We start from the raw sequence: 10,898 nt of genomic DNA, 5'->3' as shown, positions 1-10,898 counted from the left end.
CGTCGAGATGGTTATGCCGGGCGACAACATTCAGATGACGGTAAAGCTGATTGTGCCGATCGCCATGGAAGACGGTCTGCGTTTCGCCATCCGTGAAGGCGGTCGTACCGTCGGCGCCGGTGTCGTCGCCAAGATCATCGAGTAATTTATAACTTCTTCGGGGCTGACTGCTCTGCCCAATCGCTCTTTGGAATACACCATGCAAAGCCAAAAAATCCGCATCCGCCTGAAAGCCTTTGATTATCGTCTCATCGATCAGTCAGCACAGGAAATTGTTGAAACTGCCAAGCGTACCGGCGCCGTTGTGCGCGGTCCGGTGCCGCTGCCGACGCGTATCCAACGCTTTGACGTCCTGCGTTCGCCGCACGTTAACAAGACGTCGCGCGACCAGTTTGAGATTCGTACCCATTTACGTTTGATGGACATCATCGACCCAACGGACAAGACCGTAGACGCGCTGATGAAACTCGACCTGCCAGCAGGCGTTGATGTTGAAATTAAGTTGCAGTAAGCGAGTATAAGCGGCTATAATCGCCGCCTTTCCCCGGGTAGCGCCCTTGGCGTTGCCCATTTTGACTAGTAGCGCTCGCCGGCCAATCGTAGCCGGCTAGAGGAGAATAACCATGAGTCTAGGCCTTGTTGGGCGCAAGGTCGGCATGACGCGCATTTTTACCGATGACGGTACTTCCGTTCCGGTTACAGTGCTAGATGTGTCGAACAATCGTGTCGCCCAGATCAAAACGCCTGAAATCGACGGCTATGCTGCGGTTCAGGTAGCATTTGGCAAGCGTCGCCCCTCGCGTGTCAATAAGTCCTTGGCGGGGCACCTCGCCAAGGCTGGCGTCGAGGCAGGCAATCTGCTTAAGGAGTTCCCGGTTTCCGCTGAGGCTCTCGCCGCCCTCAAACCTGGTGATCACATCAGCGCATCCATTTTCGCTGTCGGTCAGAAGGTTGATGTTACCGGTCATACGATTGGCAAAGGTTTTTCCGGCGCCATTAAACGCCACCACTTCAAATCGCAACGCGCCTCACACGGCAATTCCGTGTCGCACAACGCACCGGGTTCGATTGGTATGAACCAGGATCCGGGCCGGGTTTTTCCGGGCAAGCGCATGGCAGGTCATCTCGGTGATGTTCAGCGCACCCAGCAAAACCTTGAGGTCATTCGCATTGATCTTGAGCGTCAGTTGTTGTTGGTCAAGGGCGCGGTTCCCGGCTCCAAGGGGTCGGATTTGATCGTGCATCCGGCAGTCAAGGCGGGGGCATAATGGAACTCAAACTGATTAACGAACAAGGCCAGGAAGCAAGCCGCTTGCAGGCCTCTGATGTGTTGTTCGGCCGCGAATACAATGAATCGCTGATTCATCAGGTCGTTGTTGCCTACCAGGCCAACGCCCGCAGTGGTAATCGCGCCCAGAAGGACCGTGAGCAGGTCAAGCATTCGACGGCCAAGCCGTTCCGCCAGAAGGGTACGGGTCGTGCCCGTGCTGGTATGACTTCCTCGCCGTTGTGGCGTGGCGGCGGTCGGATTTTCCCGAATTCGCCGGATGAGAATTTCTCACAGAAACTGAACAAGAAAATGTACCGCGCTGGCATGGCGTCGATCCTTTCGCAGCTCGCTCGCGAAGATCGTCTGGCTGTGGTAGACAGCATTGCTGTCGAGGCGCCAAAGACAAAACTTTTTGCGCAAAAGATCAAGAGCATGGGCTACGACTCAGTGCTGGTCATCATTGACGGCCTTGATGAGAACGTTTTCCTGGCCTCGCGTAACCTGCCCAATGTGCTAGTTCTGGAAGTCAATGAAGCCGACCCAGTGTCGCTAATCCGCTTCCCGAAGGTGCTGATGACCAAGAGCGCCCTGGCCAAGTTCGAGGAGATCCTGGGATGAACCAACAACGCTTAATGCAAGTACTGCTTGCCCCGCAGATCTCCGAGAAAGCGACCTATGTGGCCGACAAGAACAATCAGGTGGTGTTTCGTGTCGCTTCCGATGCGAGCAAGCCTGAAGTGAAGGCAGCGGTCGAGTTGCTGTTCAAGGTTGGTGTCGAGTCGGTACAGATCGCCAACGTCAAGGGTAAGCAAAAGAAATTCGGACGGTTTATGGGTAGTCGTAAGAACTGGAAAAAGGCCTATGTTTGCCTGAAGCCAGGTCAGGAAATTAATTTTGTTGATGGAGGTGTTGCGTAATGGCACTCGTCAAAGTCAAACCAACATCGCCTGGCCGACGGGCTGTAGTCAAGGTTGTCAATCCGGATCTGCACAAGGGTAAGCCCTTCGCCGCACTGGTTGAGTCGCAGTCCAAGCATGCCGGTCGCAACAACAATGGCCACATCACGACGCGTCATCAGGGTGGTGGTCACAAGCAACACTACCGCTTGGTCGATTTCAAGCGCAGCAAGGACGGAATTCCGGCCAAGGTTGAACGCCTTGAATACGATCCGAATCGCACGGCCAACATCGCGCTGCTGCTTTATGCAGACGGTGAGCGCCGTTACGTGATCGCGCACAAGGGGATGGTTGTTGGCCAACAGGTCATGAGCGGCGCCGAAGCGCCAATCAAGTCAGGTAATGCGTTGCCGATACGCAACATTCCGGTGGGTACCACCATTCATTGCATCGAGATGATTCCTGGCAAAGGTGCGCAATTGGCACGTTCCGCCGGTACCTCGGCGCAGTTGCTGGCGCGTGAAGGAGTTTACGCCCAGGTACGTTTGCGTTCCGGTGAAATTCGCCGGGTGCACGTTGAGTGCCGCGCCACGATTGGTGAAGTGGGCAACGAGGAGCACAGCCTGCGCTCGATCGGCAAGGCCGGTGCCAATCGCTGGCGTGGTATTCGCCCAACCGTCCGCGGTGTGGTGATGAACCCGTGCGATCACCCGCATGGTGGAGGCGAAGGTAAAACTGCGGCAGGTATGCACCCGGTCAGCCCGTGGGGTACCAAGACCAAGGGTTACCGTACTCGCAGCAACAAGCGCACGACCTCGATGATCGTGCAGCGCCGTCACAAACGCTAAGGGATAGAGAACTATGGGACGTTCCGTAAAAAAGGGTCCGTTTGTCGATGCCCATCTGATTAAGAAAATCGGTGCTGTGCGTGCGACGAGCGATAAGCGCCCGATCAAGACGTGGTCGCGCCGTTCGACAGTGTTGCCGGATTTCGTCGGTCTGACGATTGCAGTGCATAACGGCAAGCAACACATCCCGGTGTATGTCACCGAAAACATGGTCGGCCACAAGCTCGGCGAGTTTTCCCTGACCCGCACTTTCAAGGGTCACACCGCCGGCAAGAAGGCGAAGAAGTAAAGGAATGGATATGGAAACTCGTGCTATTTTGCGCGGTGTTCGGCTGTCGGACCAAAAAGGTCGGCTGGTAGCCGACCAGATCCGCGGCTTGCCGGTGGACAAAGCGCTCAACATCCTGACGTTCAGCCCGAAGAAGGGTGCTGAAATCATCAAGAAGGTGCTTGAGTCGGCGATTGCCAATGCCGAACACAACGATGGGGCCGATATTGACGAACTGAAGGTGAAAACCATCTTCGTCGAAAAAGGCATGGTACTCAAGCGCTTCACCGCGCGTGCGAAGGGACGTGGTAATCGGATCGTCAAGCCGACCTGCCATATCTTCCTGACCGTCGGAAACTGAGGAAAAACAATGGGACAGAAGATTCATCCGACTGGTTTTCGCCTGGCTGTCACTCGTGACTGGTCTTCGCGTTGGTACGCCAACAGCAAGAACTTCGCCGGCATGCTCAACGAAGACGTAGAGGTTCGTGATTATCTCAAGAAGAAGCTGAAGCATGCCTCGGTTGGTCGTGTGCTGATTGAACGCCCGGCCAAGAATGCTCGGGTCACCATTTTTTCCGCGCGCCCTGGCGTGGTTATCGGTAAAAAAGGTGAGGACATCGATCATCTGCGTTCTGCTTTGCAGGCAATAATGGGCGTACCTGTTCATGTCAGCATCGAAGAAATTCGCAAGCCTGAACTTGATGCTCAACTGATTGCTGACTCAATCACCCAGCAGCTTGAGAAACGTATCATGTTCCGCCGCGCCATGAAGCGTGCCATGCAGAATGCCATGCGCCTAGGGGCACAAGGCATCAAGATTATGAGTTCAGGACGGTTGAACGGCGCTGAAATTGCTCGCCGTGAGTGGTATCGCGAAGGTCGTGTGCCATTGCATACCATGCGTGCTGATATCGATTACGCGACGTCGGAAGCGCTGACGACCTACGGCATCATTGGCGTCAAGGTTTGGGTGTTCAAGGGAGAAATCCTGAACCATAGCGAACAGGTTGCTGTTACTGCCGACGCTTCCGTAACCGATGATGCGCGCAAGCCACGTCGTGTTGCCAGATCCGTAGCTGCTGAGGGTGCTGAAAAGCCCAAGAGCCGTACGGTAAAGGCGAGTGCCCAGCCTGAGGCGGTGGTGACTACCGAAGCTGCTGCGCCTGAAGGCAAGGCGCCGGCAAAACGAGTGAGAAAGGCAGGAACGACTGATGTTGCAGCCAGCTAGAAGAAAGTACCGCAAAGAGCAGAAAGGCCGTAACACCGGCCTGGCCACGCGGGGCGCTAAAGTGAGTTTTGGCGAGTTCGGTCTCAAGGCGATTGGTCGTGGACGTCTGACAGCTCGTCAGATCGAAGCTGCGCGTCGTGCCATGACCCGTCACATTAAACGCGGTGGTCGGATATGGATCCGCATTTTCCCCGACAAACCAATTTCGAAGAAACCGGCCGAAGTGCGGATGGGTAACGGTAAGGGTAATCCGGAATACTACGTGGCAGAAATTCAGCCGGGCAAGGTGCTTTACGAGATGGATGGCGTAGATGAAGTGCTGGCTCGTGAAGCCTTCGCTCTGGCGGCAGCCAAGCTCCCGATCCCGACGACTTTCGTCACGCGAATGGTAGGTTGATTATGAAAGCCAGTGAACTCAGAGCAAAAAGCGTCGACGAACTGAACAAGGATTTGCTTGATCTGCTGAAGGCGCAATTTGGCCTGCGCATGCAGATTGCAACCCAGCAGTTAAGCAACCACAGCCAGATCGGCAAGGTGCGTCGCGACATAGCGCGTGTGCGCACCCTTCTTCGTGAAAAGGCGGTAAAACAATGAGCGAAACGACTAGCAAGCGTACGCTGATCGGTCGTGTTGTGAGCGACAAGATGGACAAGACGGTAACTGTCCTGATTGAGCGTCGTGTCAAGCACCCCATGTACGACAAGATTATTGTGCGTTCGAGAAAATACCACGCGCATAATGAGAATGATGAGGCGAAATCTGGTGATCTAGTCGAAATTCAGGAATGCCGGCCGTTGGCAAAGACCAAGTCGTGGGCTGTTACTAAGCTATTAGAGAAGGCAGTCGCGATTTAGATCTTGCATTTTATGAAAAAGAGGCTACAATGCTCTTTTTTCCGCGCCCGGTGCTTTTTCCTGCCGGGTGTTTCTCCCTTACGGGTTCCAAGACTGACCGCAGTAGCGGGATAAGTTGGAGAGTTAGATGATTCAGATGCAGACGGTTCTGGACGTTGCCGACAATACCGGCGCCCGTTCAGTGATGTGTATCAAGGTGCTGGGCGGCTCTAGGCGTCGCTATGCCAGCGTTGGCGATATCATCAAAGTAAGTATCAAGGATGCCGCGCCGCGTGGCCGTGTCAAAAAAGGCGACGTCTATAGTGCTGTGGTGGTTCGCACGGCCAAAGGCGTGCGTCGTCCGGATGGTTCTTTGGTCAAATTCGACAACAATGCGGCGGTGCTCCTCAATAACAAGCTGGAGCCGATTGGCACGCGTATCTTTGGACCGGTGACACGCGAACTGCGTGGCGAACGTTTCATGAAGATCGTGTCACTGGCGCCGGAAGTGCTGTAAGGGGCGGTCATGGACAAGATTCGTAAAGGCGACGAAATCGTCGTAATTGCTGGTAAGGACAAGGGCAAGCGCGGAACGATCATCACCCGCGTTGACGCCGAGCATGTCGTGGTTGAAGGTCTGAACCGCGCCAAAAAACATGTCAAGCCTAATCCGGTTAAGGGCGTGGTTGGTGGCGTTGTCGCTAAAGACATGCCACTACACGTGTCGAATGTTTCTCTCTACAACCCGGCGACAAAGAAGGCAGATCGCGTCGGCTTCAAGCAACTTGAAGACGGTACGAAGGTGCGTGTCTTCAGGTCGAGCGGCGAAGTGGTTGGGGCGTAAGGAGCGATCATGGCGCGTTTGCTAGATTTTTACAAAAATACTGTGATACAGGAACTGACCGCCAAGTTCGGCTACAAGTCGAATATGGAAGTTCCGCGTATCACCAAGATTACGTTGAACATGGGTGTGGGCGAAGCGGTCGCCGATAAGAAGGTGCTCGAGCACGCTCTTGGCGATATGACAAAAATCGCTGGTCAGAAGCCGGTGGTCACGAAGTCGCGCAAGTCAATTGCCGGCTTCAAGATTCGCGACGGTTATCCGATCGGTTGCATGGTTACGCTACGCGGGCCGCGCATGTTTGAGTTTCTCGATCGTTTGGTCACGGTCGCATTGCCCCGTGTTCGCGACTTCCGTGGCATTTCGGGTAAGGGATTTGATGGCCGTGGAAATTACAACATGGGCGTCAAGGAACAGATTATTTTCCCCGAAATCGAGTACGACAAAATTGATGCGTTGCGTGGTATGAACATTAGCGTTACCACTACCGCTAAAACTGATGATGAAGCGCGTGCGTTGCTCGGCGCCTTCAAATTTCCGTTCAAAAACTGAGGCGAATATGGCGAAACTTGCACTGATCAACCGTAATGAAAAGCGGCGCAAGACGATCAAAAAATATGCCGCAAAGCGTGCTGATTTGGTCGCTGTCGTCAATGATGCGAGCCGGACTGATGAAGAGCGATTTGAGGCTCGGCTGAAGTTTCAAGCGCTGCCGAGGAATTCGAGTCCCGTTCGTCTGCGTAACCGCTGTAAGCTGACAGGTCGTCCGCGCGGCGTTTATCGGAAGTTCGGTTTGGGTCGGAGCAAGTTGCGTGATTTCGTTATGCGCGGCGAAGTCCCTGGTATGACCAAGGCTAGCTGGTAGGCAGGAGAGAACGATATGAGTATGAGCGATCCGATCAGCGATATGCTGACCCGCATCCGTAATGCGCAGATGGCAAGCAAGGCTTCAGTTGCCATGCCGTCTTCGAAGGTAAAAGTTGCGATTGTCAAAGTGCTCAAGGACGAGGGCTATGTTGAGGATTTTGCTGTCCGTGAAAACGACGGTAAGCCGACTCTTGAAATTGGCCTAAAGTATTACGCTGGACGACCAGTCATCGAGCGCATTGATCGCGTTTCGAAGCCGGGCCTGCGTATTTACAAGGGTGCCGACGACATTCCGCGTGTTATGAATGGCCTTGGGGTGGCGATTGTATCCACCCCCAAGGGTGTAATGACCGACCGCAAAGCCCGCGCCAGCAACACCGGCGGCGAAGTGCTCTGCATTGTCGCGTAAGGGGTAACTATGTCCCGCGTTGCAAAGAATCCAATTGTTCTGCCCCAGGGCGTTGACGTCGCTCTGAGCGCAGAAGTGATCTCCGTCAAGGGGCCTTTGGGAGCGATTACTTTTTCCGCCAACCCTGCTGTCAAGGTTGAAAAGGAAGGCGGAACTCTGGTATGCAAGGCCGTCGAAGGTGCTGCCAACTCAAATGCGCTTTCCGGTACGGTGCGCGCAATTCTGGCTAACATGGTTGCTGGTGTTAGCAAGGGTTTTGAACGCAAGCTGAACCTCGTTGGTGTTGGCTATCGTGCCGCAGCTCAAGGCGATACGCTCAATTTGACGCTTGGTTTTTCTCACCCGGTTGCTCACAAGATGCCGGCTGGGGTCAAGTGTGAAACGCCAACGCAGACCGAAATCGTGATCAAGGGTGTGGACAAGCAGCAAGTTGGTCAGGTAGCGGCTGAAATCCGCGCCTACCGCAAACCAGAGCCTTATAAGGGTAAGGGTGTGCGTTATTCCGACGAAGTGATTGTCCTCAAGGAAACGAAAAAGAAGTAAGGGTGCATAAATGAATGCCAAGAACCAGGCGCGGTTGCGCAGAGCCCGTAAAACCCGGGCCAAAATTGCCGAACTGAAGTCGATGCGTTTATCGGTGCATCGCACTAACAGTCACATCTATGCCCAGGTGTTTTCATCCTGTGGCTCGAAAGTGCTGGCTTCGGCGTCTTCCCTGGAGCCTGAAGTGCGCAAGGATCTAACGAACGGTGGAAACATCGGTGCCGCGTCAGTAATCGGTAAATTGATTGCAGAACGTGCCAAGAAAGCTGGAATCGAGCAGGTTGCGTTTGACCGCGGTGGCTTCCAGTACCACGGGCGTGTCAAAGCGTTGGCTGAAGCTGCGCGTGAAGCTGGTCTGAAGTTCTGATCAGCCCGAAAACGGATTGGAGTAAGTAATGGCTAAACCTCAAGGTAGAAAACCGCAGCAAGCCGAAAAGCCAGATGACGGCATGCGCGAGAAGATGATATCGATCAACCGAGTTACGAAGGTTGTGAAGGGTGGTCGTATCCTCGGTTTTGCAGCGCTGACAGTTGTTGGTGATGGTGATGGTCGCGTCGGCATGGGTAAGGGCAAGTCCCGCGAAGTGCCTGTTGCGGTGCAGAAGGCCATGGAAGAGGCACGTCGCAAAATGGTCAAGATCAGCCTCAAGAGCGGTACTCTGCATCACACCGTTTTTGGTCGTCATGGCGCATCGGTGGTAATGATGCAGCCGGCTCCCGAAGGTACGGGCGTTATTGCTGGCGGCGCCATGCGTGCCGTGTTTGAAGTTATGGGGATGACTAATGTCGTGGCCAAAGCACACGGTTCAACCAATCCCTACAACATCGTGCGCGCCACGATCAATGGTCTTCAGGCGATGAATACACCGTCTGAAATCGCGGCTAAGCGCGGCAAGTCCGTCGAAGAGGTTCTGAGGTAAGCCATGGCAGACAAAAAAATAAAAGTAACGCTCGTCAAGAGCGTTATTGGCACCAAGCAATCGCACCGTGCAACGGTTCGTGGTTTGGGTTTGCGCCGTCTGAACAGCAGTGCCGAGTTGGAGGACACACCGGCTGTTCGCGGGATGATCAACAAGGTTTCATACCTTCTGAAATGTGAGGGCTAAGATGAAACTCAATACGATTCAGCCGGCGGCCGGTTCAACCCACGCCAAGCGTCGCGTCGGTCGTGGCATTGGCTCTGGTTTGGGAAAAACGTGCGGTCGTGGTCACAAGGGTCAAAAGTCCCGTGCTGGCGGCTTTCACAAGGTGGGTTTTGAAGGTGGTCAGATGCCCTTGCAGCGTCGTTTGCCGAAACGTGGTTTCGTTTCGCTGACTAACGCACGCAACGTTGAAGTTCGCCTATCCGAAATCAACGATCTTCCGGTTGATGAGATCGATCTGCTGACGCTGATGCAGGCCAATCTGGTTTCTCAACATGCGCTGTCAGCAAAGGTTGTTCTTTCCGGTGAAATTACGCGCAAGGTTACCCTCAAGGGTGTTGGTGCCACTAAAGGTGCCAAGGCTGCCATCGAGGCGGCTGGCGGCAGTGTTGCTTAACAACAATTCGAAGACGGTGACGGTTCTTGGCAACTAATCCAGGTCAAGTCAGCAAGGGTGGCAAGTACGGCGATCTCAAGCGCCGGCTTCTCTTTCTTCTTGGCGCACTGATTGTTTATCGCATCGGGACGCATATTCCGGTGCCGGGGATCGATCCGCAGGTGCTGAGTGATCTTTTCAGTAAGCAGCAAGGCGGCATCCTTGGAATGTTCAACATGTTCTCCGGTGGCGCACTGAAACGCTTTACGATATTCGCGCTGGGGATCATGCCGTACATATCCTCGTCAATCATCATGCAGTTGATGACGCATGCCAGTCCGCAACTTGAAGCATTGAAGAAAGAGGGCGAAGCCGGCCGGCGCAAGATTACGCAATACACTCGTTACGGGACTGTTCTGCTCGCACTGTTTCAAGGAATTGGCATCGCCATCGCTGTTGAGTCGCAACCTGGCTTGGTTCCTGATCCTGGCATGGTGTTCCGCTTCGTGACGGTGACCACTTTGTTGACTGGGACGATGTTCTTGATGTGGCTGGGTGAGCAGATTACCGAGCGTGGTTTGGGTAACGGGATTTCCATCATTATTTTTTCGGGTATTGCGGCAGGGCTTCCAAACGCAATTGCCGGCTTGCTTGAGTTGGTTCGTACCGGGGCGATGCATCCGCTATCGGCACTGTTTATTACCTTGCTGGTTGGTCTGGTTACCGCTTTTGTGGTGTTCGTAGAGCGTGGTCAGCGCAAGATCCTGGTCAACTACGCCAAGCGCCAGGTCGGCAACAAAATTTATGGGGGGCAGAGCTCGCATCTGCCCTTGAAGTTGAATATGTCGGGCGTGATTCCGCCAATCTTCGCTTCTTCGATCATCCTGTTCCCTGCGACGATTGCTGGCTGGTTTGGTTCGAGTGATTCGATGCGCTGGCTCAAGGACATCGCCGGGGCGCTTTCTCCCGGTCAGCCGATCTATGTCATGTTCTATGCGGCGGCTATTATTTTCTTCTGCTTCTTCTACACGGCGCTTGTTTTCAATTCAAAGGAAACAGCTGATAACCTCAAGAAGAGCGGTGCATTTGTACCAGGGATACGTCCGGGCGAGCAGACAGCACGTTATATCGACAAGATTTTGATGCGACTTACCCTTGTTGGCGCGGGCTATATAACGATCGTCTGTCTGCTGCCTGAGTTTCTCATCTTGAAGTGGAACGTTCCTTTCTACTTCGGTGGAACCTCGCTGCTGATCATTGTGGTCGTGACCATGGATTTTATGACCCAAGTTCAGGCGTATGCCATGTCGCACCAGTACGAGGGACTCTTGAAAAAAGCAAACTTCAAGGGCTCCGGATTTACGGCTAAATAGG

General features: G+C 54.1%; 22 protein-coding genes and 1 pseudogene. All 23 read left to right on the top strand.

Annotation, left to right across the window (positions count from 1 at the left end):
• Positions 1–145, top strand: a pseudogene (gene tuf / locus Q1J43_RS04990) (elongation factor Tu); the annotation flags it as partial.
• Between the two features lie 54 nt (positions 146–199).
• A complete protein-coding gene (gene rpsJ / locus Q1J43_RS04985; protein ID WP_301101284.1) occupies positions 200–511 on the top strand; it encodes a 30S ribosomal protein S10 in 312 nt (103 codons plus the stop codon).
• Between the two features lie 112 nt (positions 512–623).
• Positions 624–1,268 (top strand): 50S ribosomal protein L3, encoded by a 645-nt coding sequence (gene rplC / locus Q1J43_RS04980; RefSeq protein WP_301101283.1) that lies wholly within the window; start codon positions 624–626, stop codon positions 1,266–1,268.
• Positions 1,268–1,888: a 50S ribosomal protein L4 gene (gene rplD, locus Q1J43_RS04975; protein WP_301101282.1), complete on the top strand. Its 621-nt coding sequence runs from the start codon at positions 1,268–1,270 to the stop codon at positions 1,886–1,888. The genes rplC and rplD overlap by 1 nt, the downstream gene beginning before the upstream one ends.
• Positions 1,885–2,187 carry a 50S ribosomal protein L23 gene (rplW, locus tag Q1J43_RS04970; protein WP_301101281.1) on the top strand — a complete coding sequence of 101 codons (303 nt, stop codon included), beginning with the start codon at positions 1,885–1,887 and terminating at the stop codon, positions 2,185–2,187. Before rplD ends, rplW begins: the two co-directional genes overlap by 4 nt.
• Positions 2,187–3,014, top strand: a complete 828-nt coding sequence (gene rplB, locus Q1J43_RS04965; RefSeq protein ID WP_301101280.1) for a 50S ribosomal protein L2 — start codon at positions 2,187–2,189, stop codon at positions 3,012–3,014. Before rplW ends, rplB begins: the two co-directional genes overlap by 1 nt.
• A 13-nt stretch (positions 3,015–3,027) precedes the next feature.
• Positions 3,028–3,303: a 30S ribosomal protein S19 gene (gene rpsS, locus Q1J43_RS04960; RefSeq protein ID WP_186409497.1), complete on the top strand. Its 276-nt coding sequence runs from the start codon at positions 3,028–3,030 to the stop codon at positions 3,301–3,303.
• A gap of 10 nt (positions 3,304–3,313) precedes the next feature.
• Positions 3,314–3,643, top strand: coding sequence for a 50S ribosomal protein L22 (rplV, locus tag Q1J43_RS04955; RefSeq protein WP_301101279.1), 330 nt, complete (start codon positions 3,314–3,316; stop codon positions 3,641–3,643).
• Between the two features lie 9 nt (positions 3,644–3,652).
• A complete protein-coding gene (gene rpsC, locus Q1J43_RS04950; RefSeq protein WP_301101278.1) occupies positions 3,653–4,513 on the top strand; it encodes a 30S ribosomal protein S3 in 861 nt (286 codons plus the stop codon).
• Positions 4,497–4,910 (top strand): 50S ribosomal protein L16, encoded by a 414-nt coding sequence (gene rplP, locus Q1J43_RS04945; RefSeq protein ID WP_301101277.1) that lies wholly within the window; start codon positions 4,497–4,499, stop codon positions 4,908–4,910. The genes rpsC and rplP overlap by 17 nt, the downstream gene beginning before the upstream one ends.
• A gap of 2 nt (positions 4,911–4,912) precedes the next feature.
• A complete protein-coding gene (gene rpmC, locus Q1J43_RS04940) occupies positions 4,913–5,107 on the top strand; it encodes a 50S ribosomal protein L29 (protein WP_301101276.1) in 195 nt (64 codons plus the stop codon).
• Positions 5,104–5,367 (top strand): 30S ribosomal protein S17, encoded by a 264-nt coding sequence (gene rpsQ / locus Q1J43_RS04935; protein WP_301101275.1) that lies wholly within the window; start codon positions 5,104–5,106, stop codon positions 5,365–5,367. The genes rpmC and rpsQ overlap by 4 nt, the downstream gene beginning before the upstream one ends.
• Positions 5,368–5,494: 127 nt before the next feature.
• Complete coding sequence (rplN, locus tag Q1J43_RS04930; protein WP_294271940.1) at positions 5,495–5,863, top strand: 50S ribosomal protein L14; 369 nt, start codon at positions 5,495–5,497, stop codon at positions 5,861–5,863.
• 9 nt (positions 5,864–5,872) lie between these two features.
• The gene (rplX, locus tag Q1J43_RS04925; protein ID WP_301101274.1) at positions 5,873–6,190 is read left to right on the top strand and encodes a 50S ribosomal protein L24; all 318 of its coding nucleotides are present in this window, start codon (positions 5,873–5,875) and stop codon (positions 6,188–6,190) included.
• A 9-nt stretch (positions 6,191–6,199) separates the two neighbouring features.
• Positions 6,200–6,739, top strand: coding sequence for a 50S ribosomal protein L5 (gene rplE, locus Q1J43_RS04920; protein WP_301101273.1), 540 nt, complete (start codon positions 6,200–6,202; stop codon positions 6,737–6,739).
• A 7-nt stretch (positions 6,740–6,746) separates the two neighbouring features.
• Positions 6,747–7,052 carry a 30S ribosomal protein S14 gene (rpsN, locus tag Q1J43_RS04915; protein WP_301101286.1) on the top strand — a complete coding sequence of 102 codons (306 nt, stop codon included), beginning with the start codon at positions 6,747–6,749 and terminating at the stop codon, positions 7,050–7,052.
• A 15-nt stretch (positions 7,053–7,067) separates the two neighbouring features.
• Positions 7,068–7,463, top strand: a complete 396-nt coding sequence (rpsH, locus tag Q1J43_RS04910) for a 30S ribosomal protein S8 (protein WP_301101272.1) — start codon at positions 7,068–7,070, stop codon at positions 7,461–7,463.
• A gap of 9 nt (positions 7,464–7,472) precedes the next feature.
• Entirely contained in the window at positions 7,473–8,006 is a 534-nt protein-coding gene (gene rplF, locus Q1J43_RS04905) for a 50S ribosomal protein L6 (RefSeq protein WP_301101271.1), read from the top strand.
• Between the two features lie 10 nt (positions 8,007–8,016).
• Positions 8,017–8,373: a 50S ribosomal protein L18 gene (rplR, locus tag Q1J43_RS04900; protein ID WP_301101270.1), complete on the top strand. Its 357-nt coding sequence runs from the start codon at positions 8,017–8,019 to the stop codon at positions 8,371–8,373.
• Positions 8,374–8,401: 28 nt separating this feature from the next.
• Positions 8,402–8,926 carry a 30S ribosomal protein S5 gene (gene rpsE, locus Q1J43_RS04895; protein ID WP_301101269.1) on the top strand — a complete coding sequence of 175 codons (525 nt, stop codon included), beginning with the start codon at positions 8,402–8,404 and terminating at the stop codon, positions 8,924–8,926.
• 3 nt (positions 8,927–8,929) lie between these two features.
• Positions 8,930–9,112 carry a 50S ribosomal protein L30 gene (gene rpmD / locus Q1J43_RS04890; protein ID WP_301101268.1) on the top strand — a complete coding sequence of 61 codons (183 nt, stop codon included), beginning with the start codon at positions 8,930–8,932 and terminating at the stop codon, positions 9,110–9,112.
• Position 9,113: 1 nt separating this feature from the next.
• Positions 9,114–9,545 (top strand): 50S ribosomal protein L15, encoded by a 432-nt coding sequence (rplO, locus tag Q1J43_RS04885; protein ID WP_301101267.1) that lies wholly within the window; start codon positions 9,114–9,116, stop codon positions 9,543–9,545.
• Positions 9,546–9,571: 26 nt separating this feature from the next.
• Entirely contained in the window at positions 9,572–10,897 is a 1,326-nt protein-coding gene (gene secY, locus Q1J43_RS04880) for a preprotein translocase subunit SecY (protein WP_301101266.1), read from the top strand.
• Position 10,898: the final 1 nt, after the last annotated feature.

Source organism: Propionivibrio sp., assembly GCF_029255185.1.
GTDB lineage: Bacteria > Pseudomonadota > Gammaproteobacteria > Burkholderiales > Rhodocyclaceae > Propionivibrio.
Note: the sequence above shows the minus strand (reverse complement) of the source record. Positions and strands in the feature narration are given on the sequence as shown.

What these genes read in the sequence shown, in the direction of transcription:
- rpsJ (WP_301101284.1), top strand. Translation starts at nt 200, where the DNA reads ATGCAAAGCCAAAAAATCCGCATCCGCCTGAAAGCCTTTGATTATCGT.
- rplC (WP_301101283.1), top strand. Translation starts at nt 624, where the DNA reads ATGAGTCTAGGCCTTGTTGGGCGCAAGGTCGGCATGACGCGCATTTTT.
- rplD (WP_301101282.1), top strand. Translation starts at nt 1,268, where the DNA reads ATGGAACTCAAACTGATTAACGAACAAGGCCAGGAAGCAAGCCGCTTG.
- rplW (WP_301101281.1), top strand. Translation starts at nt 1,885, where the DNA reads ATGAACCAACAACGCTTAATGCAAGTACTGCTTGCCCCGCAGATCTCC.
- rplB (WP_301101280.1), top strand. Translation starts at nt 2,187, where the DNA reads ATGGCACTCGTCAAAGTCAAACCAACATCGCCTGGCCGACGGGCTGTA.
- rpsS (WP_186409497.1), top strand. Translation starts at nt 3,028, where the DNA reads ATGGGACGTTCCGTAAAAAAGGGTCCGTTTGTCGATGCCCATCTGATT.
- rplV (WP_301101279.1), top strand. Translation starts at nt 3,314, where the DNA reads ATGGAAACTCGTGCTATTTTGCGCGGTGTTCGGCTGTCGGACCAAAAA.
- rpsC (WP_301101278.1), top strand. Translation starts at nt 3,653, where the DNA reads ATGGGACAGAAGATTCATCCGACTGGTTTTCGCCTGGCTGTCACTCGT.
- rplP (WP_301101277.1), top strand. Translation starts at nt 4,497, where the DNA reads ATGTTGCAGCCAGCTAGAAGAAAGTACCGCAAAGAGCAGAAAGGCCGT.
- rpmC (WP_301101276.1), top strand. Translation starts at nt 4,913, where the DNA reads ATGAAAGCCAGTGAACTCAGAGCAAAAAGCGTCGACGAACTGAACAAG.
- rpsQ (WP_301101275.1), top strand. Translation starts at nt 5,104, where the DNA reads ATGAGCGAAACGACTAGCAAGCGTACGCTGATCGGTCGTGTTGTGAGC.
- rplN (WP_294271940.1), top strand. Translation starts at nt 5,495, where the DNA reads ATGATTCAGATGCAGACGGTTCTGGACGTTGCCGACAATACCGGCGCC.
- rplX (WP_301101274.1), top strand. Translation starts at nt 5,873, where the DNA reads ATGGACAAGATTCGTAAAGGCGACGAAATCGTCGTAATTGCTGGTAAG.
- rplE (WP_301101273.1), top strand. Translation starts at nt 6,200, where the DNA reads ATGGCGCGTTTGCTAGATTTTTACAAAAATACTGTGATACAGGAACTG.
- rpsN (WP_301101286.1), top strand. Translation starts at nt 6,747, where the DNA reads ATGGCGAAACTTGCACTGATCAACCGTAATGAAAAGCGGCGCAAGACG.
- rpsH (WP_301101272.1), top strand. Translation starts at nt 7,068, where the DNA reads ATGAGTATGAGCGATCCGATCAGCGATATGCTGACCCGCATCCGTAAT.
- rplF (WP_301101271.1), top strand. Translation starts at nt 7,473, where the DNA reads ATGTCCCGCGTTGCAAAGAATCCAATTGTTCTGCCCCAGGGCGTTGAC.
- rplR (WP_301101270.1), top strand. Translation starts at nt 8,017, where the DNA reads ATGAATGCCAAGAACCAGGCGCGGTTGCGCAGAGCCCGTAAAACCCGG.
- rpsE (WP_301101269.1), top strand. Translation starts at nt 8,402, where the DNA reads ATGGCTAAACCTCAAGGTAGAAAACCGCAGCAAGCCGAAAAGCCAGAT.
- rpmD (WP_301101268.1), top strand. Translation starts at nt 8,930, where the DNA reads ATGGCAGACAAAAAAATAAAAGTAACGCTCGTCAAGAGCGTTATTGGC.
- rplO (WP_301101267.1), top strand. Translation starts at nt 9,114, where the DNA reads ATGAAACTCAATACGATTCAGCCGGCGGCCGGTTCAACCCACGCCAAG.